Origin of the sequence: Paenibacillus sp. FSL K6-2859, assembly GCF_038008265.1 — a bacterium.
Classification (GTDB): Bacteria; Bacillota; Bacilli; order Paenibacillales; family Paenibacillaceae; genus Paenibacillus_AQ; species Paenibacillus_AQ nitricinens.
In genome coordinates, this window is sequence record NZ_JBBOYU010000001.1 from 614,273 (window position 1) to 633,826 (window position 19,554).

A 19,554-nucleotide genomic window follows, 5' to 3' on the forward strand; every position below is an offset into this window, starting at 1 on the left:
AAAGGGTGAGAGCATCGTGAATAACAGAAACGCCATGGAGGACACTGAAGAGCAGTTGTCATCATCGAAAGGTGCTTATTTCTTTATTATTGTACGAATTAGTTTAGTATTTATTGTTCTCTGCGGAGTGATCTATCCTCTGACAACTACAGCGCTTGCCCAGGTTCTGATGCCTTCGCAAGCGAACGGTAGCTTGCTTAAGAATGATGCTGGAGTAGTGGTAGGCTCAGAACTCATTGGGCAGAACTTTACGAACCCAGCTTTATTCCAGGGTCGTGTGTCCAGCATTGAGTATAAGGCAGAAGCTTCAGGTTCCAATAACTACGGTCCATCCAATCCGGATATGCTGCAGCGGACAAAGGACTTTATTACACAGTGGCAGCTTGATAACCCGGATGTGCCCGTGAACAAATTGCCAGTCGATTTGGTCACCAACTCAGGTTCAGGGCTTGATCCGCATATCACACCTGGTTCGGCCATCGTGCAGATTCCTCGGATTAGCCATTTAACCGGTATTCCTGCGTCACAGCTGGAAGAGCTTGTGAATAAGCATACCGAGCGTCGTGACTTGGGGCTGTTCGGTGAAGAAAGGGTAAATGTGTTGAAGCTGAACATGGAGCTTCTGAAACTATCGAACCAATAAATATAGCAAATGTCCCTGCCAGATTACTAGAATCGGGCAGGGATATCTTGCTTTCTAAAATATAAGAAAGTGTAAGTTTCACATTATACATCATCCTTATATTTCTACGAGAAACGGCTGTCATCTTTGAAGGACGACAACGTCGTTTCTTCTTGGAACAGAAGAGTACATGCATGATCGGGGTTATTAAGGAGTGGTCTGGATGGGAACATACCGTAGGAAGACGCCGGAGGAACTGCTGCTCTCTATCTATGAGCTGCATCGGGGACGTCTTAAGATCTATATAGGACCAGTTAGTGGTTCGGGCAAGACGTATCAGATGCTGCGTGAGGGCCAGGCACTTAAAGCGCAGGGAATTGATGTCGTGATCTGTGCAGTTTCAACGAATCAAAGCCCAGAAACTAAGGATCAGCTGGGCGATTTGGAACGGATTCCAAGTATTCATTGGTTCCAGAAGGAGTTCGAGAAGAAGGATCTTGATGTGGAAGCTATTGTGGCTCGTAATCCTGAGGTTGTGCTGACCGATGGCCTGGCCCACCAGAATCGCGAGGGTGCGGAAAGATCTGGAAGACTGGACGATATCAAATACTTAATGAGCAATGGGATAAGTGTTATCACAACTGTAAACGTATACGAACTGGAGGGTGCTGCGGATTTAGTGCGGAAATGGACCGGAATTGAGGTAGAGCATTCCCTTCCTGCTGAGGTGCTTACCCTTGCTGATGATATCGTTCTAATTGATGTGACGCCGGAGAAGATACTTCAGCGCTTGTCCGACGGCCATTTAAGTAAACATCAGCAAAGATCGCTTTTTAACAAGGGGAATATAAGCAAGCTGCGGGAACTGGCACTTAGAATGGTTGCTGAAGATGTTAATGATTCACTGGAGAAACACAGAGAAGAACAGGGGCTGCTGGGAGCTTCGGGGATCGCAGAAAAGGTGTTGGTATCGGCACAGTATTATTGGAATGGCTCGATCCATATCCGCCGTGGACAGCAGATTGCCAAGCGGTTAAATGGGGATCTTTCAGTGGTGTCATTCTCGAAGCAGGGCCTCACCCTTTCTAAAGAAGCAGCTACCTTTAAGCGCTCCCTCTGGAAGCTGACTGAGAAGATTGGTGCCTCTATGGAAGAGATAACTTTTCGCTCGAAAAGGGAGATCCCTCATCTGTTGGTAAAATACGCAACCCGGCACAACATTACCCGGATTGTTATGGGACACTCCAAGCAGACCGCTTGGCAGGAGTTATGGAAAGGTTCGATCGCCAATTCGTTACTGAAGCAAATCAGAGGTGTGGATGTGTTCTTCGTGGCGGATCGCGCAGACCGAGAGGGAGAACGTGTACTTCCAACCCGGCAGCGTCGTAATGAACGGAAAGCGGATGCCTATCACAGATTAAGCAGTCAGGAAGTAAAGGATCAAATCGATGCGATTCACGGAGGAACCTTTAAGGTATACATTGGGGCTGCTCCCGGTGTGGGCAAGACTTACAAGATGCTGCGTGAAGGGAACGATCTCTTGAAGAGAGGGATTGATGTTGTGATCGGACTTCTTGAAACGCATGGCCGCCAAGAAACCCTTGAACAAATCGGTGATCTGGAGATCCTACCACGTCTACGTATAGAGTACCGAGGGACTGTCCTTGAGGAGATGGATACGGCAGCTATCATACAGCGTAATCCAGAAGTCGTCCTAGTGGATGAACTCGCCCATACCAATATGCCAGGCAGCAAACATAAGAAACGGTATATGGATGTTATGGAGCTGCTCGATGCGGGAATATCTGTGATCTCTACTGTGAATGTGCAGCATTTAGAAAGCCTGAATGACGCCGTAGAGCAAATTACAGGAGTTAGAGTAAGAGAGACCTTTCCGGACAGCATTCTACAGCGGGCTAACGAGGTAGAACTTATTGATGTATCACCCAAGACGCTTCAAGAACGAATGAAGGACGGGAAAATATATGCCATGGCCAAGGTGGATCAGGCGCTGGGGGCTTTTTTCAAAATCGGGAATTTGATCGCCCTTCGGGAGCTGGCGTTGCGGGAAATTGCTGACGATGTGGATGAGCGGCTGGAATCCTGGGAACGTGTCGGTTCGTTACGGGGGCCTTGGCGGCGTGAGGAAGTCATTTATGTGTGTATCACCTTGGGGGATCATGCGGAGCGCTTAATTCGGCGTGGTTTTCGAATCGCATATCGTCTAAAAGCTTGCTGGTATGTTACGTATGTGCAGGAATTTAAACAGCATGGACCCGTTTATGATAAACGAATAACTGATTTAAAGGAATTGACGGAACGACTGGGTGGGACGTTTAAGATGATTGAGAGCGCGCTTCCTGCCCGAGTGGCGTCCTTGCTGCTTGAAAGATCCCAAGCTTTGCAGAGCACTCAGATTATTATCGGTCAATCACAACGCTCCTGGCTGCGAAAAAGTATTCACGGCGATGTTACCAAGCAGATTCTGCGTTCTGCCAGAAACGTGGATGTGCTGGTCGTGGCAGATCTCATACGTGTGGAAGCATAGACTAAGACTAACAAATAAAAACGCCTTCGCCGTCCCTAAAGGACGGTAAGCGTTTATGCGAGAAATATAAGGATAATGTATAGCGTGAAAATTATAGATTCTTATATTTTGAAAAAGGGTACCTTCAAGCCGATTGGCTATGAGGATACCCTTTTTTTACAGCTATGAATTACATCATGTACTGAATAGTTTAATGGCTGAATTATTGGGCAGCTCCGATGAGTGCTTTGAGCGCAGGAAGATTAAATCCCTTGATCGCTTGATCCCCTGCTACAGTGACAGGAACGCCCATGAATCCAAGCTTCTCAACTTCCTCTTGATAGACTGTGCTGGTCATAACATCTCTTACTTCAAAAGGGATACCCTGCTCCGTAAGATAGGTTTTAACCAAATTACAGTCACTGCACCCTGCGGTTGAATAGACAATCACTGGCTCACTCATTGGTTCACAGCCTCTTTGATTGCATCTCTTGTGATTTTCCAGTGGGAAGTGTTCCAGCGAACCTCATTGTCCTCAAGCAGGAAGAGTTGTGGAGATTCATGTTTGATGCCAAAATCCTCAGCAATTTGATTGGAAACGGGACGATCCTCGATGACTAAGACCACTGCAGCGGCAGTATCCGCATCCTTCAGATAAGCCTGAAACTCTTCATTAGCTTTAGCACTAATCGGGCAGGTCGTGCTGTGTTTGAACAGCAGCTTCTTGCCAGGCTTAGCTACATATTGCTCAAGATCCTCCAGCGTATGGAGTTGTTGAATAGACATAGATATCACCCTCCTGGGATCGTTATTTTGAAATATAAGAGAGTATAAGCTTCACGTTATACACTATCCTTATATTTCTCGCATAAACGCTTACCGTCCTAAAGGACGCTGAAGGCGTTATTGCTTGCTAACAATTGTGTTGTTAACAACCTGTAATCATGATTGTAACATATATCAAAATTAAAACAAAAAGGATTCTTAAAGGCTTGCACAAGAGGCGCTATACCTGAAACCAATTGCGTTGAAAAAAAGAGTTCAGCATGCTAAGGTGGACAGAAGCAACATGCCTAACCATATCGCTAGGAGATAGGAGTGTTCAGAAGAATGAAGAGAGTTGCATGTGTAACTGGAGCAGACCGGGGGCTCGGACTGTCGCTTGTACGCTCGTTGCTGGCCAAACAGTTCTCCGTATTTGCAGGACAGTTTTTGAAAGAATCAGAAGATTTGAAAGCGCTTAAAAAGCAATATCCTGATCAACTGGAGCTTATCCCCCTAGATATCAGTATTAAAGACAGTGTGAAACAGGCTGCAAGAGTAATAGCAAGTAAAACCGGATATGTCGATATTATTATTAATAATGCAGGGATTATCCGTTCGGCTGATAATGCTACTGTGCTGGTAGAGCTGGATGATGAAGGCATGGCAGAAATATATAATGTAAATACGCTTGGCGCGTTAAGAGTCAGCAATGCACTTATGGGACTGCTGCTACAAAGTGAGGATAAGTTAATCGTCAATATTTCCTCGGAAGCGGGTAGTATTGCCCGGAATAAACGTATCAATATGTATGGCTATTGTATGTCGAAGGCAGCACTAAATATGCAGTCCTCCTTGATGCATAATCATCTGAGAACACTTGGCGGTCAAGTGATGGTGTTCCATCCCGGCTGGCTGCAGACCTTTATGCAGGGTAAGAAGGATGAGCAAGCGGACACGACACCGGAAAAGTCGGCAGAGCAGATTATCGGTCTTGTATTGAATCATTCAAAATATATGGGCGAGGAACCGGCCTATCTGGATATGGATGGAAGCTCTTGGCCGTGGTAGTACGATATCTCAAATAAGATAAGAAGAAAGGCGCTGATCATATGTCTACACTAAAAGCACTTGCACTTGGAAGCTACGCGGAGGTTAAATATCACCCCTTTGCAGGCGTGGACCGGGAGATTGAGCAAATACTGGCCAATGATCTTCAGGTGTTCTCTTCAGAGGATTACGGGCTTCTTAATAATAAAACGTTGTCTGACCACAAGCTGGTAATCTCCTACACCGAATTTTCGGATGACAAAATCCCGGTGGAACAAAGCGCTGCTTTGCTATCCTATGTGGCTGGCGGGGGCGGACTGCTAGTGGTACATAACGGAATTTCCTTACAACGGAATCAGGAGCTTGGTGTTATGCTGGGCGCACATTTCACCCATCATCCAGAGTTTACTTCTCTGCAGATGTCCATTCCCGCACGTGAGCATCCCATTATGCAGGGAATTGAAGAATTTGTGATTGAAGATGAGCCATATTATTTTGAGATGCATCCTCATTTTGAAACGACGGTGCTCGCTGAATATCCTCATGAGGGAGCGATGCGACAAGCGGCTTGGTGTCATGAATTTGGCCTGGGGCGGGTAGTTTATTTAATGCCGGGGCACCATTTACCTTCATTTTCGGTAGAGCCATTCCGCGAAATGATTCGTAGAGGCGGGCTTTGGGCGGCAGGATTATTGTAGGATGTTGTAACATCATAATGAATCCAACTGTGGGATAACTACGGTTGGATTTTTTTGTTGACTCTGACATTGGTGTCAGGGTTTATACTGGGGTAGAACAATTCTCATGAACCCCGGGGAGAATGATATGAAAATAGGTGAGCTTGCTAAATTAACGGGCGTAAGCGTCCGGTCAATTCGTTATTATGAGAGTCAAGGATTAATCTCGTCGATCCGTCAGGCCAACGGATATCGGGAGTACTCTCCACTCGCTGTGGAGACGGTAGAAACGATTAAATTATATTTGAACCTCGGTCTGTCCACAGAACAGATTGCGGGCTTTCTACATTGTGTCTTGAAGAACAAAGAAGCCTTCTGCGCAGAAGTGATGCCACTATACCACAGTAAACTTGAAGAGATTGAACGTCAGCTTGTAGAACTGAATCAGATTAAGCACAATTTGGAAGAAAGAATGGCATCTATCTTGCGAGAGCAGAACGAGTGTAGTTTAGAGGCATGTACACTGGAGAGTTTGGAGTAGGTACTGCTAGAGTTGAAAACTATGAGGAGGAAAGACAAATGGCTATTTCAAATGCAGATAGCGCTGATTGGGTGCGAGCAGAAATACGCGGTGGTGGAACGGTGTTGGTAGATTACGGTGCGCCATGGTGTCCCCCTTGCAAGGTACTGCTGCCCCTTTTGGAGGACCTTCATCAAGAATATGGAGATGATGTTTCTATCGTAAAGGTGAATTGTGACGAACTGCCGGATCTGGCTGGGGAAGCTGGTGTTATGGGGATGCCTACAGTCATTGTATATAAAGATGGGCAACCAATGGAAAAGTTGGTTGGCTTACGTCCGATAGCAGCCTACCAAGGGATATTGAACAAGGTTATTCAAGCATAGGGCATTGGAATTTAGTTGTATTTTGATGCTATATTGATCTCAAGCTGAGAAGGCGTTAATAAGCCACATCCGGATATTTTCCTGCGTACGCTCGATAGGCTAGACGTAAAGCCCTAGGAGAGCGTCTATATTGTTGATTATCCGCTGAACGATGTAGACGCCGCGGTGAGCCGTGACGGTATGAAAGGCACAGCTTTGGAAGGAGTAGCCCGTATGGATTTTCAGGTCGCATATACCAACTATCACTCTCTGCTGCAAGCAATCGCTTACCGTATGACCGGCTCTATAGCAGATGCAGAGGACCTCGTTCAAGACGTATTCATCGAGTACAGCAAGCTACAAACAATAGATATCACCCATCCGAAAGCTTACTTAATCCGTATGATTACAAATCGTTGCATCAACTATATGCAATCCGCCCGTATAAGGAGAGAGCAATATGTCGGCACATGGCTGCCGGAGCCGCTCGTCAGCTTTACGAATGGAAGCGGCGATAATCCTGCTGATCTCTTCGATCACGATGAAAATGTATCCTACGCCCTGCTCGTCATGCTGGAACATTTATCGGCTGTCGAGAGAGCCGTCTTCATCTTGCGCCAATCCTTCGCTTTCGAATATAGCGAAATTGCCGATGTATTAGGAAAATCAGAAGCCAACTGTCGAAAAATATTTAGCCGCGCTAATGATAAGCTGCATGAACAATCGCCCGTTCTACCAGATAATACGGCTCAGGCAACACCTCTAGCGACAGCATTCCTTGCAGCTGCGCGAGGCGGCAACGTCGATGCGCTTGTTAGTCTGCTGGCCGAGGACGCGCTGCTTACGTCGGACGGCGGTGGTAAAGTTCGCGCAGCGATCTTCACCATCACGGGCAGAGATCGTGTTCAAGCTTTCATTGAAGGTGTCATTACGAAGGGCTTCCTCGGAGATTCGCAAAGGATGGTGCTACTTAACGGCCAGCTGGGCATCGTCATCTATCGGGATGGCCGGCCGCTTAAGGCGATAAGCTTCCAGCTTGATACGGCCGGGGAGCGGATCGAGCATATTTATATCGTACTCAATCCCGATAAATTACAACGAATGGGGTAACCTGTCACAAACGGAGCTTCTGCATTGTCTTATTAGTGAAACAATCAAAAGATAACCGGTCTATAGCCGGAGAGGAGCTATCCCCATGGAACAAAGAATGGATCTGGCCGGTGAAATCCCAGCCGCATACAAAGCAATGATGGGTCTTGAAGCGTTCGTACAATCGACAGGCATGGAGAAGTCGTTATTGGAGTTAATCAAAATCAGAGCGTCACAAATTAACGGCTGCGCCTTCTGTATAGATATGCACACGAAGGATGCCCGCAAGGCAGGCGTGTCGGAACAGCGCATCTACATGCTGAACGCATGGCGTGAAGCGCCGTTCTACAGCGACGAGGAGCGCGCAGTGCTTGCCCTGACCGAATCGGTTACGCTCGTGACGCAAGGACATGTACCGGACGATGTCTATTCGGAAGCGGAGCGCCATTTCGATACTAAGCGACTTGGCGAGATCATCATGGCAATTGTTACAATCAATGCATGGAATCGCATCGCGATCACCACTCGCATGTTGCCGCAATAAACTTTAATCACGTCAGCCGAACGCCGAAGGCTAGCACCTTACCATCTCTGAAATTTGTTAATTATGGGATCTGAAGATGATCTCATGACGCTCTAAAGATCATATGAAGTTTAACTTAGGGAGACCCCATACTGTGGGGTCTTTTTTGTATGCATGAATTATCCATCTTCGGTAAAAAATACGGTCACAGCTACGAAGGAGGTGTTAGCGGTGTGGAATGAGGTAATAGAATTAATTCCAAGTTGGGAAGTGGTTTTCCAAGGGATTATGATCTTCTGCGTCCCGTTTATCATCCTTCGATCAATAAGTTGGGCTAAAGCTAAAGAAGATCGAATAACGACCAGGGCTAAAAAAGCCATAGGCAGCAAAGGTGGGGGAGTTCCATATGGAGAAGCATCCAGAGGGAAAAGCATCTCAGAAGGGTCTAAGGAGCAGCAAAGCACAGATAAAGTAACTAAGGATAAGGGTGAAAGATTAACTTACAGTGGTCATTTAAACGAGGATTTGCAGACATTCAAAGAGATCAGTGCGGATATGCATGATGTGAATATAAGGGAATTGCGAATCGGAAGCATACAGACAAAGGCAGCGTTGTTGTACGTAGACGGGCTAACGGACAAAGACAAAATGGATCAGAATATATTAAAGCCGTTAATGAATGCGTATCAGCCTTTTAAGGATATGAATACCATACCGGAAGCGAAAGATCTACAAGATATTCTCATCCATGAAATATTGCTCATTTCGGAAGTTGAGCTCACGGATAATGTATACCTCTCCCTTCAAAAAGTGTTATTTGGATCTGCCATACTGCTCGTAGAGGGGATATCAGAGGTTTTTGTGCTTAGTAGTCCAAAGGGGGCTACTAGAGGGATTCAAGAGCCAGAATCTGAAGCAGTCTTGCGGGGATCGCGAAGCGGATTTAATGAGACATTAAGCGACAACACGGCAATGCTGCGTAGACACGGGCAGAGTACGGAGCTAGCGATGATTTCTTTTACTGTAGGAAAGAGAATGCAGAAGGAATTGATCCTAACGTATATCAAAGATATTGCGAATGATGAGCTTGTAGAAGAGGTCAAACGAAGAATTAAAACGATAGATATAGACGATGTTCAAGAATCTGGTTATGTGGAGCAATTAATCGAAGACAATAGCTTCAGTCCTTTCCAGCAGATTCAGAATACAGAAAGACCAGACCGCGTAATGGCAGCACTCCTGGAAGGAAGAGTAGCTATCTTAATTGATGGTACGCCCTTCGCCTTGATTATGCCGGTTACCTTCGGGATGTTACTGCAATCGCCAGAGGATTATAACGATCGCTGGATGGTAGGGTCGCTGCTACGTCTGTTACGTTTTTTTGCGGCAACGATATCATTGTTTGCGCCGGCACTATATATCTCCTTTCTCTCGTTCCAACCTGGATTGATTCCAACAAAGCTGGCCATTTCCATAATTGCCTCCAGGCAAGGCGTTCCCTTCACTGTATTGATCGAAGCATTGATTATGGAAATTTCGATTGAAATCTTACGGGAGGCTGGACTTCGTTTGCCTAAACCTATCGGTCCGGCAATGGGGATTGTTGGCGGTCTGATCATCGGACAAGCCGCAGTAGAAGCTGGAATTGTGAGTCCTATCTTAGTCATTGTAGTTTCAGTTACGGCTGTTTCGTCCTTTTCTATGCCAATGTATAGTGCAGGGATGACGCTTCGAATGCTCCGGTTTGCAGCCATGTTTTTTGCAGCGATCTTTGGATTATACGGTGTTGTACTTTTTTTTCTTTTGCTTAGTAGTCATTTAATTAAGCTGAAGAGTTTTGGTGTTCCCTATCTTGGTCTGGCAGTCCCGAATAAGACAGTCAATTGGAAAGATTTTATATTCCGTATGCCTTTGCAATTTTTAACCGGGCGGCCTACATTGTTGAAACCAAAGGACCCTTTGCGTAAAGGGTAAGAAGTTTAGGTAAAGGAGGAAGAGTACATGAGCGCCGAGGTAAAGGACCGAATAACTGCTATTCAAGCGACGATCATTCTAGCCAATTATACGATTGCGGCAGGGGTACTTACGCTTCCTCGGACCATTGTAGAGGCCAGTGGCAGTCCAGATGTATGGATAAGTATTTTGTTAGGGGGAGTAATCTCTTTTTTGTCAGGATTGATTATTGTGAAGCTTAGTCAACGGTTTCCAGGTCAAACTTTTTTTCAATATATTGGGAAGATTATCGGCAAACCACTCGGAATAGTTCTTACTATAGGAGTCGTGGGTTATTTTATCAGTATCGCCGGCTTTGAGATACGTTCGGTGCAGGAGGTAACCTCTTTTTTTCTACTGGAAGGTACACCTCCTTGGGCGATTGTGGCTGCTTTTATGTGGATTGCCTTCTATTTATGCAGAGGAGGAATTAATGCGATCACTAGTATGTGCAGACTCATTGTTCCAATCACCTGGACAGTATTTATTGGGGTTTGTCTGCTTAGTTTTGAAGTTTTTGACCTCAACAACCTTCTACCAATACTTGGAGATGGATTGGAGCCTGTGTGGAAAGGGATCAGACCAACCATCCTAACCTTTACAGCTGGAGAAGCAATGCTGTTCATTGTTGCTTTTATGGACAAACCTCAAAAAGCAGTAAAGGTAATCATTGCTGGAACCTGTATCTCGACGATATTTTATACCCTAGCTGTTGTAGCGACCATAGGGGCTTTTTCTATAGATGGAGTGATCACAAGAACCTGGCCGTTTCTCGATCTTGTAAGAAGTTTTGAGGTGAACTATCTCATTTTTGAAAGATTTGAGTCGTTGTTGTTGGTGATCTGGATTATGCAGATCTTCTGTACCTTTTGTATTGCCATTTATGCAGCGTCTTTAGGGTTGTCTCAAGTCATTCATAAAAACTTTAAAGGTTGTTTGTTGGCGATACTTCCGGTTGTCTATGTAATTTCTAGAATTCCACCAAATGTGAATGCTCTGTTTGCTTTAGGAACAGGTATCGGTGATTGTATGCTTATTCTATTCGGATTGCTTCCGTTGCCATTGTTAATTATCACATACTTCCGGAGGGCTGCTTCATGAAAAAATGGAGGTTGTGGGTTGTACTCTCTATCGCATGTTCGCTGTTATCAGGCTGCTGGAGCAGCACACCGATCGAGGAATTAAACATGCAGATTGGTGTTGCACTGGACAGTGCTGAGGAACCAGGAGGCGAGGAGGCAGCTAAGCCGGAGGGTGGAAATCATAAGAAGCCTGAAAAAATAATAAGTACCTATCAATTTACGATTCCACAAGGATCAGGAGGGGCGATCATGAAGTCTTCTGCTAGTTCATCCTCCTTTAAGAATTACTATAATATGAGTGAAACCAGCGATTCTATCTTTGAAGCGATGCGGCAGCTTTCGCTGCGTACTAGACGCACTCCGATTGGCCATCATCTGAAGGTCATTATAATCAGTGAAAAGCTTGCTCGTTCCAATAACCTTACTAAAATCATAGATTTCTTTACTCGGGATAATGATATCCGTCCGAGTGTTATGTTATTTGTCAGCAAAGGAATGGCCAAAGATGTATTGGAAAATGCACTGCCGGGTCAGACGCCTGCTTTTGTACTTGAAGGCATATTCAATAACAGAGACCGGAATATGGGAATTTGGGAGCCGGTATCTCTGGCAAAAGTAGTTGGGCCTTTGCAAGCAAAGAAAAGTTTCTTATTGCAAAATGTTATCCCTATTGATCAGGAGACAAAGCTATCAGGAGCGGGTGTATTCAACGGCGGAACGGGAAAACTTGTTGGCTTTTTGGATGAGTCGGAGCTGGAGGGGATGGCCTGGCTGACCGGAAAGGGGCTGGGAGGAGTGCTTAAAACGTATGATCCGGATAACAATAATCTCTTAACCTATGAGGTGAAATCCATGCATAGCAAAATCAAAGCGAATGTGAACAATGGTCAGATTTCTTTTAATGTGAAAATAAAATCTACAGGTAGATATGCTGAGGTCTTTGCCGAAAAGCCAAAGAAATTACATGACGGAATTGTAAAGAAGGATAAAGCCTTGCTGCAAAAGCGTGTCCTGGAAATGGTGCAAACTACTGTAACAAAAATGCAGAAGGAACTGCATACCGAAGCTGCCGGTTTCGGCACCAGCCTACATAATCAGCATCCAGCCGTATGGCGGAGCGTCAAGGCTAACTGGGACGAAACCTTCAGCAAAATACCGATTACCTATGAAGTAAACCTGAATATTGAAGAATACGGTGCGTCAGATACAACAGCTGAATAGAAAGGTTGCAGACAATTCAGAGCTACTTCATGTGATGGGTGACAGGTATTACATCATTTTGATGCAGCGCATCAAGTACTTCGGTTTTTAATTGTTCAGTAAAGGTATTCCATGTTTTTTTGCCGATATCCAGTTCTTCACGTCCAATAGTATTTAGTGTTTCTAACCAAAGGCGTTTATCGTTAATTAGCCCGAGCTGGTCTTGGATCTGCTTATATATTTCCTCATGGGCATGAAATTTTTGATTTAACGCAAAAGAGGCTGCACTAGCCGTATATCGCAGTTCCTTAGCAGCCATCCTCAGCTCATGCAGTGCGTCGAAGGCTGCTTCAGATTCGGCATCTTGTCCACGAAATATAACCTTGCAAGCTTTTTTCTTCTGCTCGTAAGCTACCTCTAGTTCGCGCATGACAACATTGGCATCTTTTTTCGCTACCAGGGCCTCAAGCTGTTCACTTAGGAAGACTTTCCACTTCTCATCCAGATCTTCATTGATTAGCTTAGGCAGCTCATCGGCCAGCTTCTTACGATAAGTTTTGCGCTTGTCCTTTTGGTGGTCGATCACTGCCTTCAACAATTCTGCGGTCTTTGTATCGCCGTTTTCCTTGGCGTGTTTGCGTTTAGTCTTGAACGATTCGATCAGAACGTCTGCATCTCTGACCTTGCCTAATCGCTTTTGGGCTTTTTCAAATAAGGGGTATAGCCCTAGAGTATGGCCAGGGTCGAGAATGGATAGCAGTGTTAACAGCTTGCGGCAGTTCACTCTTGCTTGATGAATATCCTCGTCATCGAATTTGCTAAGTGCATCATGGCAGTAATCCCAGAAATCAATATACAGCAGGTTAAGTGCCTGTTCCCATTGTCTTGTCTTGGTTAACTGTCGTTCCTTCATCACTTCCACTGTCATGCGGCATCACTCCTTAACGTTGTGTATAGCATGAACCTAAGGCTACCCCCTATTCGAGCTGGGGCATGTTCGTATACTATAAGGATAGCGTTATCATAACCTCATTTCAATTCTGATTTCGCACTAGCGAGGCAGATCGATTACAATATCACAGATAATACGGGAAAGAGGGGAATTGGTGGATACTCGGGAGTACGATGGAATGATCAATGGATCTGTTGATAGAAGTAAAGAAGTCATCGGACTTCCTGCAGAAATGGGACTTTTCCAGCATCTAATCTTAAAGAGTGACAGTATAGATGAGGAAGCAGGGGGCATCGGGGAGATGCTGATCCCGTTCGCCTTTGAAGAGACCCTTTGCAGGGATGTCGGATCGGGACTTGTTCCTCCTAGTCTGCACCTATGGAGTCATTCCGGGGGTGTGGTGCTCGGCCTACGGGACAGCAAGCTTCCGTACGCGGCTCAAGCGATGGCTAAGTTAGAGCAGCAAGGAATTCGTACAGCGGTAAGACATTCCGGTGGTGCTGCGGTGCCTCTGGATGATGGAATTGTTAATGTTTCGCTAGTGCTCCCCAAAGGACGCGGAAAGCTGGACTTTCATGATGACTTTAGGCTTCTGGCTTCTCTGATCACTGAGGCAGTTGCTATGAGTCATCCACAGGCTGCTGCTCAAATTCAGGCTGGTGAAATTGTTGGTTCTTACTGCCCGGGGGACTTCGATTTGGCGATCGGTGGGCGAAAATTTTGCGGCATTGCTCAGCGCAGACAAAATAATGCCTATTTCGTGCATGCATTTGTAGTGGTTTCGGGTTCGGGACAGGAACGTGGTGAGCTCATTCATAAATTCTATGAGCAAGCCTCAGGAGGAGACTCAGCATTATCTTATCCACGGGTTCGTCCAGAGACGATCGCTGGGCTTGGTGAACTAGGTGGACCGAATGCTACTGAAGTATTTGCCGAAGGCATTAGACAAGCATTAGCCCACCGTGGAGTGGTGCTTAAATCCTCTGACAGGCTACAGCAGGAGACGGGATATTTCTTGGACTATGAAGATCGGCGTGTTCTGGATGCTGCGCGAGTCCTGCATGAACGTTATGCCCAAGGATAAATGGATATTGAGCATCGTTAAAAAGGACGTAACAGAAAGCTGGCGAGAGGCCAGCATCTGTTACGTCCTTTTTAATCATATAAGTCGGGACGTCTGTCTGCAAAAATAGGGATTTGTGCTCGAATTTCACGCACCATATGTAAATCGATATCCCCCGTTAGGATTTTTTCCCCTTCAGCAGCTTCACATAAAATATCTCCCCAAGGATCAATTATCATAGAATGCCCAGCAAAGGTGTTGTAAGGGTCGCTTCCTGCACGGTTGCAGGCTACTACATAACATTGGTTCTCAATTGCTCGGCTGATCAGTAGTGCATGCCAATGTGATAGCCTGGATAATGGCCATTCTGCACTAACAAACAAGATTTCTGCACCTTGTGCGGTATGAGCGCGAACCCATTCTGGAAATCGGATATCATAACAGATCAATCCGGCACATAATGTGCCCTCCAATGTGAAGAGACCCCTATCTTCTCCCGGCTGCAAATATAGATGTTCATCCATTAGCTGAAATAAATGCAGCTTACTGTATTCGCCAACGAGTTCTCCAGATCGATTAAATACAAACATACGATTAGTTACACCGGAGGCGTTCCTGCTAGCGACTGAACCAGCGACGATATTGACGTTGTATTGTCTGGATAAGCCGGAGATGAATTCCTTGGTGATTTCTCCTTCTGGATCGCCAATATCTTCTAGTCGGGCCAGATCATAGCCAGTGGTCCAAAGCTCAGGGAGAATAAGACAGTCGGGGGCTGTGGCGGCAGCTTCACTAATTTTATTTGCTGCAGCAGCATAATTCACATCGGGATTGCCAAATGCTATATCCAGCTGAATCAGGGAGATTCTCATAGGATGCCTCCTTTTTGTTCAAGACTATAGCACCATAAGAGGATAAGCAATGTTGATTTGTAAAAAATGATTTGATATATTAGTTGACGGGTCAATGATTATCAGTTAGTATAATTTTATACAAAACAATTGTATGCAATCAAATTAAAGAAGGAGGTATATTTTGACGGAGCACTATCCTGAGGAAGACCGCATATTTGAGCTGCTGCAGGCATTAAACAAGGGAATCTGTCCGAAATTCGAACGATGTGCTGGGATTAGTCCCACACGGCTTCGCCTCCTGCATGAATTATTCCAAGTAGATGAAGTCAGCCAAATTACGCTGCAAAAGGGCATGGATATAGATGCGGCCGCCGTTACCCGGCACTTGAAAGGAATGGAAGAGAGTGGTACGATCACTCGCCGCAACAACCCCGCAGATAACAGGGTTACATTGGTCTCACTGACGGATCAAGGGCGGGAAAGAATGATTCAATATAGCGAAGAGAAGAGGCGATTTGTCGCTACTCTGCTAACTGGATTTAACGATCAGGAGCGAAAAGTGCTCATAGATATGCTTAATCGCCTGCAATCTAATATCAATCTGTTGTAACTGTAACTACCCAAATTACACATTCAAAGGAGAAATACACATATGAACGCTACACAAACACAAACCAATGATTTTAAAGAAATTATTACGGGTCGCCGCTCTATCCGCAAATATGATCCATCCGTTAAGATCAGCAAAGAAGAGATGACACAGATTCTTACCGAAGCTACGCTTGCACCTTCCTCAGTGAACATGCAGCCTTGGCGTTTTCTTGTCATCGAAAGTGATGAAGCTAAAGCTACACTAGCGCCTCTTGCTCGCTTTAATGGTGTACAAGTTGAAACCTCTGCCGCTATGATTGCCATCTTCGGTGATTTGAACAATTTCGACTATGCAGAGGAGATTTATGGCACAGCTGTTGAACGTGGACTAATGCCTGCTGAAGTAAAAGAAAACCAATTGACTAGATTATCTGCTCACTTTGCCACCCTGCCACATGAAGTTAACAAAGACACTGTGCTCATCGATGGTGCTCTTGTTGCGATGCAGTTGATGCTGGTTGCCCGTGCACATGGTTACGATACAAACCCAATTGGCGGTTATGAAAAAGGTCAAATCGCAGAAGCGTTTGGCATGGAGAAAGACCGCTATGTTCCTGTAATGCTGCTTTCCATCGGTAAGGCTGTTGATGCAGGCTATCCATCTGTCCGTTTGCCTATTGATAAGATTGCTGAGTGGAAATAATAAATTACACCTTAGGAGGAAAATACAATGATCATTATTCATGCTGTGCTTAAAGTAAATCCGGAACGTCGCGAGCAGTTTTTGGCGGAGTCTAAAACACTTCTCACGGCTACTCATACTGAAGAAGGAAATCTCTCTTACGAGCTGTATGAGAATGCTGGAGAAGCAAACTCATTTATTATGGTGGAGACTTGGCGCGACGCTGAGGCCGTATCCAGCCACAACACGAGCCCTCATTTTACAGCGTTCTCAGCTAAAGCTGGTGAATTCTTGGCTGCACCACTAGACGTAAAAGTGTTTAGCGCAGAGCAAGTGAAATAAGTTATCTCGATTCTTAGTAAATCCTGGTTGATCTTAAACAGGGATGTTCCATAGCCATAATGGCTACGGGCATTCCTGTTTTTTATATTCCCCGTTTATAAAGAGGAGTTCAAGGGTATCTAACCTTACCTTGATACATGTGTACTCACAATAAAGATAGGGGATCTTACATATGGAAATACAGAAAAATATGATCGACATCTTGAACTATTACTTATCAGGCGGTTCACTTGTCCGGATTTTGGGCGAAGCTGGAGAAGAGGCGGAATGTACGCTAAAGGAGATCAACTTAGAGGCGGCCAAAGCATATCGTCAGTCCATTGGCGGAGTTATTACCGAGGGTCAACAGCTATTCCAGGTTCCTGGCTTTAGCCCAAGATTACTGGGGCATCTTACTGAAGCATTAGGCAGACTTGATTCAGACAAACTAACAGTTCTAGCCCCGCAAACCACATGGAATAACCAAGTAGATCCTTACGTGAATGGACCTGCGTGCCTTGGGATGATCATAGAAGAAATAAAGAAGGCACAGCATTATATTCACCTGTCAGTGATGCTCTTCTTTAATGACCGTTCAGGCAATCTGGTTGCAGATGAATTATTTCACGCTCTTAAACGGGGGGTGAAGGTACGGATCATGGTCAATTACACGCTGACAGCATTAGGGTATGAGAATAATCTGGCGTTTGGCCAATTCTCCAAGATTTCTGAAAGGCTTGAGAATGCAGGAGCTAAACTGCTGGATACCTTCAATTCGTATTATACAGCCGTAGAATGGCGTGTGAAGCGGAAGGTGCTGGAGCAGCAAGGTGTACCGGAAAGCATCCTGTTCTTACAGGATAAAGTACAAGAGGACGTAGAGATCACTGGACTGAATGTCATTGATCATCGGAAGTTTATGGTCATTGATGGGGTAACCTCTATTATTGGCAGTCTGAACATTGGGGATCAGTACACATACATGACGCCTGTTCAGGCATCATCTGCGGTCAGTATAGAAGGACAACTGCAGGGGATTCCTAGTAAAAAAGAGGAGTGGCATGATGGCTGCTTCCGGATTCGTGGCGCGGCGGCGCAGTCTTTAAATGCTAAGTTTCATTCCCGTTGGTTGCTTCTGGGAGGTGATCATTTTGACGTGGAGGATGCCTTCTACCAGCCGAATGTAGATTATCATTTTGGAGAGGAAGAATGTACGCTGTTTGCAAGCTTTCCGGGCAATCCAGTTAACTTCATTCAGCAATATTACTTGAATTTAATTACCTATGCGACGGAGGAAACTGTGATTGTAAATCCTTATTTGATTGATCAAGAGTTCTGGGATCGGCTGGGGGAGCTGGGGCCAGACTGTTCCTGTCATCTGAGCATCTGCAATCCGCTGAAGGTTAATGATCATCCTACCAATTCTGCGGCGGTACGAGGCAATATGTATAAGCCGTTTATCAATGGGGTTTCCTTTTATGATTACAGCTTCACAGGCCGGTTTTCACATTGGAAAATAGCCTATGACCATAGATCACGGGCGGTATTTCATGGCTCCTACAACATCAATGAGAGAAGCGCCTGCCACGATTTTGAGCTGGGAATGCTGGTGAAAGGGGAGGCCTTCGCAGCGCGGATAAAGTCTATGATCGATTATGATCTGGGTGTCTCACGGAGAATCACGAAGAAAAATGAGTTCTTTAAGCATCCTTGGCTGCATCCTAGTACTTATCTGAACAAGGTTACCCAGAATTACACTTGATAATATCCGTTCATTGTCATGTATAATGATCGTTATAAATGATCAAGGTGGAATAATAGCTATGAAAATTAAAATTACAAAGAGTGGCTTGAAAAAGGACGAGGTATTCTTTCGCACGGAGTTTGGCGAGGGTAAGGGGATCTGGTGCGGTGCTCCTGTGGAGCCAGATACGGAAACAGATGTGGAATTCGAGCTTTCGGAGCTGCTGATGAGATGGGTGGATATTCTGCCTGTACCTGCTAGTGAGTTCAATATTAGGTTAGAGGGAGATAAGGTTGTTTTTACCGGTGTGCTGGAGAATATTGAAGAAGACGGGACAGGATTTTTGCGAACAGGTGAAAGTTTACTAATGTTCGAGTGTCTCGGTGAGCCTATGGCGCTTGGTGTGTTTGTAGAAGTGCAAGTTCGTAATGTGAGCATCTACCCCTTGAGTATTTGACGCTTATCAGGGACTAAGATAACATACAAAGATAACATTAGATTCAGAAGTAAGCTATGAGGAGTAGAAGTCTATGAACACCGAAATTCAGCAATTTAAGACCGAATTCTTCAAGGCGCTGGCTCATCCGATGCGAATTCGTATACTGGAACTGCTCAGCGAAGGTGAGAAGAATGTGAATGAGCTACAAGCCATTCTAGGATCGGAAGGTTCTGCAGTATCCCAGCAGTTAGCTGTTTTACGCGCTAAGAATGTAGTAGCCAGTGTAAAAGAAGGTACCACTGTGATCTATTCGTTACGTGATCCTCTGATTAAAGATCTTCTGGTCGTAGCTAAACAAATATTTGATAACCATCTGGTGAATACCATTTCATTGCTCGAAGGTATGCGCGGAGAATAAAGGAATAACATTATTTTGGCGTTGACAACAGTTGCGTCCTAGAGTAATGTTCTTCTTATATTCAAATAATCAGATATTTAA

Annotated in this window: 22 protein-coding genes; 18 read left to right on the forward strand and 4 right to left on the reverse strand. The window is 45.2% G+C overall.

Annotated features, from left to right (window positions below; genetic code table 11):
- Positions 1 to 34: 34 nt before the first annotated feature.
- Together kdpC and MHB64_RS02720 are read left to right on the forward strand one after the other, a co-directional pair.
- Positions 35 to 643: a potassium-transporting ATPase subunit KdpC gene (gene kdpC, locus MHB64_RS02715; protein WP_094874006.1), complete on the forward strand. Its 609-nt coding sequence runs from the start codon at positions 35 to 37 to the stop codon at positions 641 to 643.
- A gap of 202 nt (positions 644 to 845) precedes the next feature.
- Positions 846 to 3,170, forward strand: a complete 2,325-nt coding sequence (locus MHB64_RS02720; protein ID WP_341133657.1) for a histidine kinase — start codon at positions 846 to 848, stop codon at positions 3,168 to 3,170.
- Between the two features lie 202 nt (positions 3,171 to 3,372).
- On the opposite strand, the gene MHB64_RS02725 is transcribed toward MHB64_RS02720, so the two are convergent.
- Positions 3,373 to 3,612: a glutaredoxin family protein gene (locus tag MHB64_RS02725; RefSeq protein ID WP_094877477.1), complete on the reverse strand. Its 240-nt coding sequence runs from the start codon at positions 3,610 to 3,612 to the stop codon at positions 3,373 to 3,375.
- Positions 3,609 to 3,935 (reverse strand): bacillithiol system redox-active protein YtxJ, encoded by a 327-nt coding sequence (ytxJ, locus tag MHB64_RS02730; RefSeq protein WP_042123836.1) that lies wholly within the window; start codon positions 3,933 to 3,935, stop codon positions 3,609 to 3,611. The genes MHB64_RS02725 and ytxJ overlap by 4 nt, the downstream gene beginning before the upstream one ends.
- Before the next feature lie 324 nt (positions 3,936 to 4,259).
- Here ytxJ and MHB64_RS02735 point away from each other — a divergent pair, with 324 nt between their 5' ends.
- From MHB64_RS02735 to MHB64_RS02775, 9 genes are all read left to right on the forward strand, one after another.
- The gene (locus MHB64_RS02735) at positions 4,260 to 4,982 is read left to right on the forward strand and encodes an SDR family NAD(P)-dependent oxidoreductase (protein ID WP_341133658.1); all 723 of its coding nucleotides are present in this window, start codon (positions 4,260 to 4,262) and stop codon (positions 4,980 to 4,982) included.
- Positions 4,983 to 5,023: 41 nt separating this feature from the next.
- Positions 5,024 to 5,659: a ThuA domain-containing protein gene (locus MHB64_RS02740; RefSeq protein ID WP_094873540.1), complete on the forward strand. Its 636-nt coding sequence runs from the start codon at positions 5,024 to 5,026 to the stop codon at positions 5,657 to 5,659.
- 127 nt (positions 5,660 to 5,786) lie between these two features.
- Entirely contained in the window at positions 5,787 to 6,179 is a 393-nt protein-coding gene (locus tag MHB64_RS02745) for a MerR family transcriptional regulator (protein ID WP_094877474.1), read from the forward strand.
- A gap of 38 nt (positions 6,180 to 6,217) precedes the next feature.
- Positions 6,218 to 6,544: a thioredoxin family protein gene (locus MHB64_RS02750; RefSeq protein WP_094877473.1), complete on the forward strand. Its 327-nt coding sequence runs from the start codon at positions 6,218 to 6,220 to the stop codon at positions 6,542 to 6,544.
- 180 nt (positions 6,545 to 6,724) lie between these two features.
- A complete protein-coding gene (locus MHB64_RS02755) occupies positions 6,725 to 7,633 on the forward strand; it encodes an RNA polymerase sigma-70 factor (protein WP_341133659.1) in 909 nt (302 codons plus the stop codon).
- Between the two features lie 85 nt (positions 7,634 to 7,718).
- The gene (locus tag MHB64_RS02760; RefSeq protein ID WP_094873548.1) at positions 7,719 to 8,156 is read left to right on the forward strand and encodes a carboxymuconolactone decarboxylase family protein; all 438 of its coding nucleotides are present in this window, start codon (positions 7,719 to 7,721) and stop codon (positions 8,154 to 8,156) included.
- 210 nt (positions 8,157 to 8,366) lie between these two features.
- Positions 8,367 to 10,109, forward strand: a complete 1,743-nt coding sequence (locus MHB64_RS02765; protein WP_341133660.1) for a spore germination protein — start codon at positions 8,367 to 8,369, stop codon at positions 10,107 to 10,109.
- Between the two features lie 27 nt (positions 10,110 to 10,136).
- Positions 10,137 to 11,228, forward strand: a complete 1,092-nt coding sequence (locus MHB64_RS02770; RefSeq protein WP_094873550.1) for a GerAB/ArcD/ProY family transporter — start codon at positions 10,137 to 10,139, stop codon at positions 11,226 to 11,228.
- Entirely contained in the window at positions 11,225 to 12,430 is a 1,206-nt protein-coding gene (locus MHB64_RS02775; protein WP_341133661.1) for a Ger(x)C family spore germination protein, read from the forward strand. The genes MHB64_RS02770 and MHB64_RS02775 overlap by 4 nt, the downstream gene beginning before the upstream one ends.
- A gap of 22 nt (positions 12,431 to 12,452) precedes the next feature.
- Here the strand turns inward: MHB64_RS02775 and MHB64_RS02780 are convergent, their stop codons facing one another.
- The gene (locus MHB64_RS02780) at positions 12,453 to 13,337 is read right to left on the reverse strand and encodes a CHAD domain-containing protein (protein WP_094873554.1); all 885 of its coding nucleotides are present in this window, start codon (positions 13,335 to 13,337) and stop codon (positions 12,453 to 12,455) included.
- Between the two features lie 178 nt (positions 13,338 to 13,515).
- On the opposite strand from MHB64_RS02780, the gene MHB64_RS02785 reads away from it, so the two are divergent.
- Positions 13,516 to 14,445: a lipoate--protein ligase family protein gene (locus tag MHB64_RS02785; protein WP_341133662.1), complete on the forward strand. Its 930-nt coding sequence runs from the start codon at positions 13,516 to 13,518 to the stop codon at positions 14,443 to 14,445.
- Positions 14,446 to 14,516: 71 nt separating this feature from the next.
- Here MHB64_RS02785 and MHB64_RS02790 read toward each other — a convergent pair whose 3' ends face one another.
- Positions 14,517 to 15,296: a carbon-nitrogen family hydrolase gene (locus MHB64_RS02790; RefSeq protein WP_341133663.1), complete on the reverse strand. Its 780-nt coding sequence runs from the start codon at positions 15,294 to 15,296 to the stop codon at positions 14,517 to 14,519.
- A 163-nt stretch (positions 15,297 to 15,459) separates the two neighbouring features.
- Between MHB64_RS02790 and MHB64_RS02795 the strand changes: the two genes are divergently transcribed.
- The 6 genes from MHB64_RS02795 (at position 15,460) to MHB64_RS02820 (ending at position 19,473) form a co-directional block, all read left to right on the forward strand.
- Entirely contained in the window at positions 15,460 to 15,888 is a 429-nt protein-coding gene (locus tag MHB64_RS02795) for a MarR family winged helix-turn-helix transcriptional regulator (RefSeq protein ID WP_094873560.1), read from the forward strand.
- Positions 15,889 to 15,930: 42 nt separating this feature from the next.
- Positions 15,931 to 16,572, forward strand: a complete 642-nt coding sequence (locus MHB64_RS02800) for a nitroreductase family protein (protein WP_341133664.1) — start codon at positions 15,931 to 15,933, stop codon at positions 16,570 to 16,572.
- A gap of 27 nt (positions 16,573 to 16,599) precedes the next feature.
- Entirely contained in the window at positions 16,600 to 16,893 is a 294-nt protein-coding gene (locus MHB64_RS02805; protein WP_094873564.1) for a putative quinol monooxygenase, read from the forward strand.
- Between the two features lie 172 nt (positions 16,894 to 17,065).
- Positions 17,066 to 18,634 carry a phospholipase D-like domain-containing protein gene (locus tag MHB64_RS02810; protein ID WP_341133665.1) on the forward strand — a complete coding sequence of 523 codons (1,569 nt, stop codon included), beginning with the start codon at positions 17,066 to 17,068 and terminating at the stop codon, positions 18,632 to 18,634.
- A gap of 61 nt (positions 18,635 to 18,695) precedes the next feature.
- On the forward strand, positions 18,696 to 19,073 hold the full coding sequence (locus MHB64_RS02815; RefSeq protein WP_341133666.1) for a hypothetical protein: 378 nt from the start codon (positions 18,696 to 18,698) through the stop codon (positions 19,071 to 19,073).
- Positions 19,074 to 19,146: 73 nt separating this feature from the next.
- Entirely contained in the window at positions 19,147 to 19,473 is a 327-nt protein-coding gene (locus MHB64_RS02820; protein ID WP_042123860.1) for an ArsR/SmtB family transcription factor, read from the forward strand.
- The last annotated feature ends 81 nt before the right edge of the window (positions 19,474 to 19,554 follow it).

Excerpts from the sequence above, each read along its gene's own strand:
- kdpC (WP_094874006.1), top strand. The coding sequence starts at position 35 with ATGGAGGACACTGAAGAGCAGTTGTCATCATCGAAAGGTGCTTATTTC.
- MHB64_RS02720 (WP_341133657.1), top strand. The coding sequence starts at position 846 with ATGGGAACATACCGTAGGAAGACGCCGGAGGAACTGCTGCTCTCTATC.
- MHB64_RS02725 (WP_094877477.1), bottom strand. The coding sequence starts at position 3,612 with ATGAGTGAGCCAGTGATTGTCTATTCAACCGCAGGGTGCAGTGACTGT.
- ytxJ (WP_042123836.1), bottom strand. The coding sequence starts at position 3,935 with ATGTCTATTCAACAACTCCATACGCTGGAGGATCTTGAGCAATATGTA.
- MHB64_RS02735 (WP_341133658.1), top strand. The coding sequence starts at position 4,260 with ATGAAGAGAGTTGCATGTGTAACTGGAGCAGACCGGGGGCTCGGACTG.
- MHB64_RS02740 (WP_094873540.1), top strand. The coding sequence starts at position 5,024 with ATGTCTACACTAAAAGCACTTGCACTTGGAAGCTACGCGGAGGTTAAA.
- MHB64_RS02745 (WP_094877474.1), top strand. The coding sequence starts at position 5,787 with ATGAAAATAGGTGAGCTTGCTAAATTAACGGGCGTAAGCGTCCGGTCA.
- MHB64_RS02750 (WP_094877473.1), top strand. The coding sequence starts at position 6,218 with ATGGCTATTTCAAATGCAGATAGCGCTGATTGGGTGCGAGCAGAAATA.
- MHB64_RS02755 (WP_341133659.1), top strand. The coding sequence starts at position 6,725 with ATGAAAGGCACAGCTTTGGAAGGAGTAGCCCGTATGGATTTTCAGGTC.
- MHB64_RS02760 (WP_094873548.1), top strand. The coding sequence starts at position 7,719 with ATGGAACAAAGAATGGATCTGGCCGGTGAAATCCCAGCCGCATACAAA.
- MHB64_RS02770 (WP_094873550.1), top strand. The coding sequence starts at position 10,137 with ATGAGCGCCGAGGTAAAGGACCGAATAACTGCTATTCAAGCGACGATC.
- MHB64_RS02775 (WP_341133661.1), top strand. The coding sequence starts at position 11,225 with ATGAAAAAATGGAGGTTGTGGGTTGTACTCTCTATCGCATGTTCGCTG.
- MHB64_RS02780 (WP_094873554.1), bottom strand. The coding sequence starts at position 13,337 with ATGACAGTGGAAGTGATGAAGGAACGACAGTTAACCAAGACAAGACAA.
- MHB64_RS02790 (WP_341133663.1), bottom strand. The coding sequence starts at position 15,296 with ATGAGAATCTCCCTGATTCAGCTGGATATAGCATTTGGCAATCCCGAT.
- MHB64_RS02800 (WP_341133664.1), top strand. The coding sequence starts at position 15,931 with ATGAACGCTACACAAACACAAACCAATGATTTTAAAGAAATTATTACG.
- MHB64_RS02805 (WP_094873564.1), top strand. The coding sequence starts at position 16,600 with ATGATCATTATTCATGCTGTGCTTAAAGTAAATCCGGAACGTCGCGAG.
- MHB64_RS02810 (WP_341133665.1), top strand. The coding sequence starts at position 17,066 with ATGGAAATACAGAAAAATATGATCGACATCTTGAACTATTACTTATCA.
- MHB64_RS02815 (WP_341133666.1), top strand. The coding sequence starts at position 18,696 with ATGAAAATTAAAATTACAAAGAGTGGCTTGAAAAAGGACGAGGTATTC.
- MHB64_RS02820 (WP_042123860.1), top strand. The coding sequence starts at position 19,147 with ATGAACACCGAAATTCAGCAATTTAAGACCGAATTCTTCAAGGCGCTG.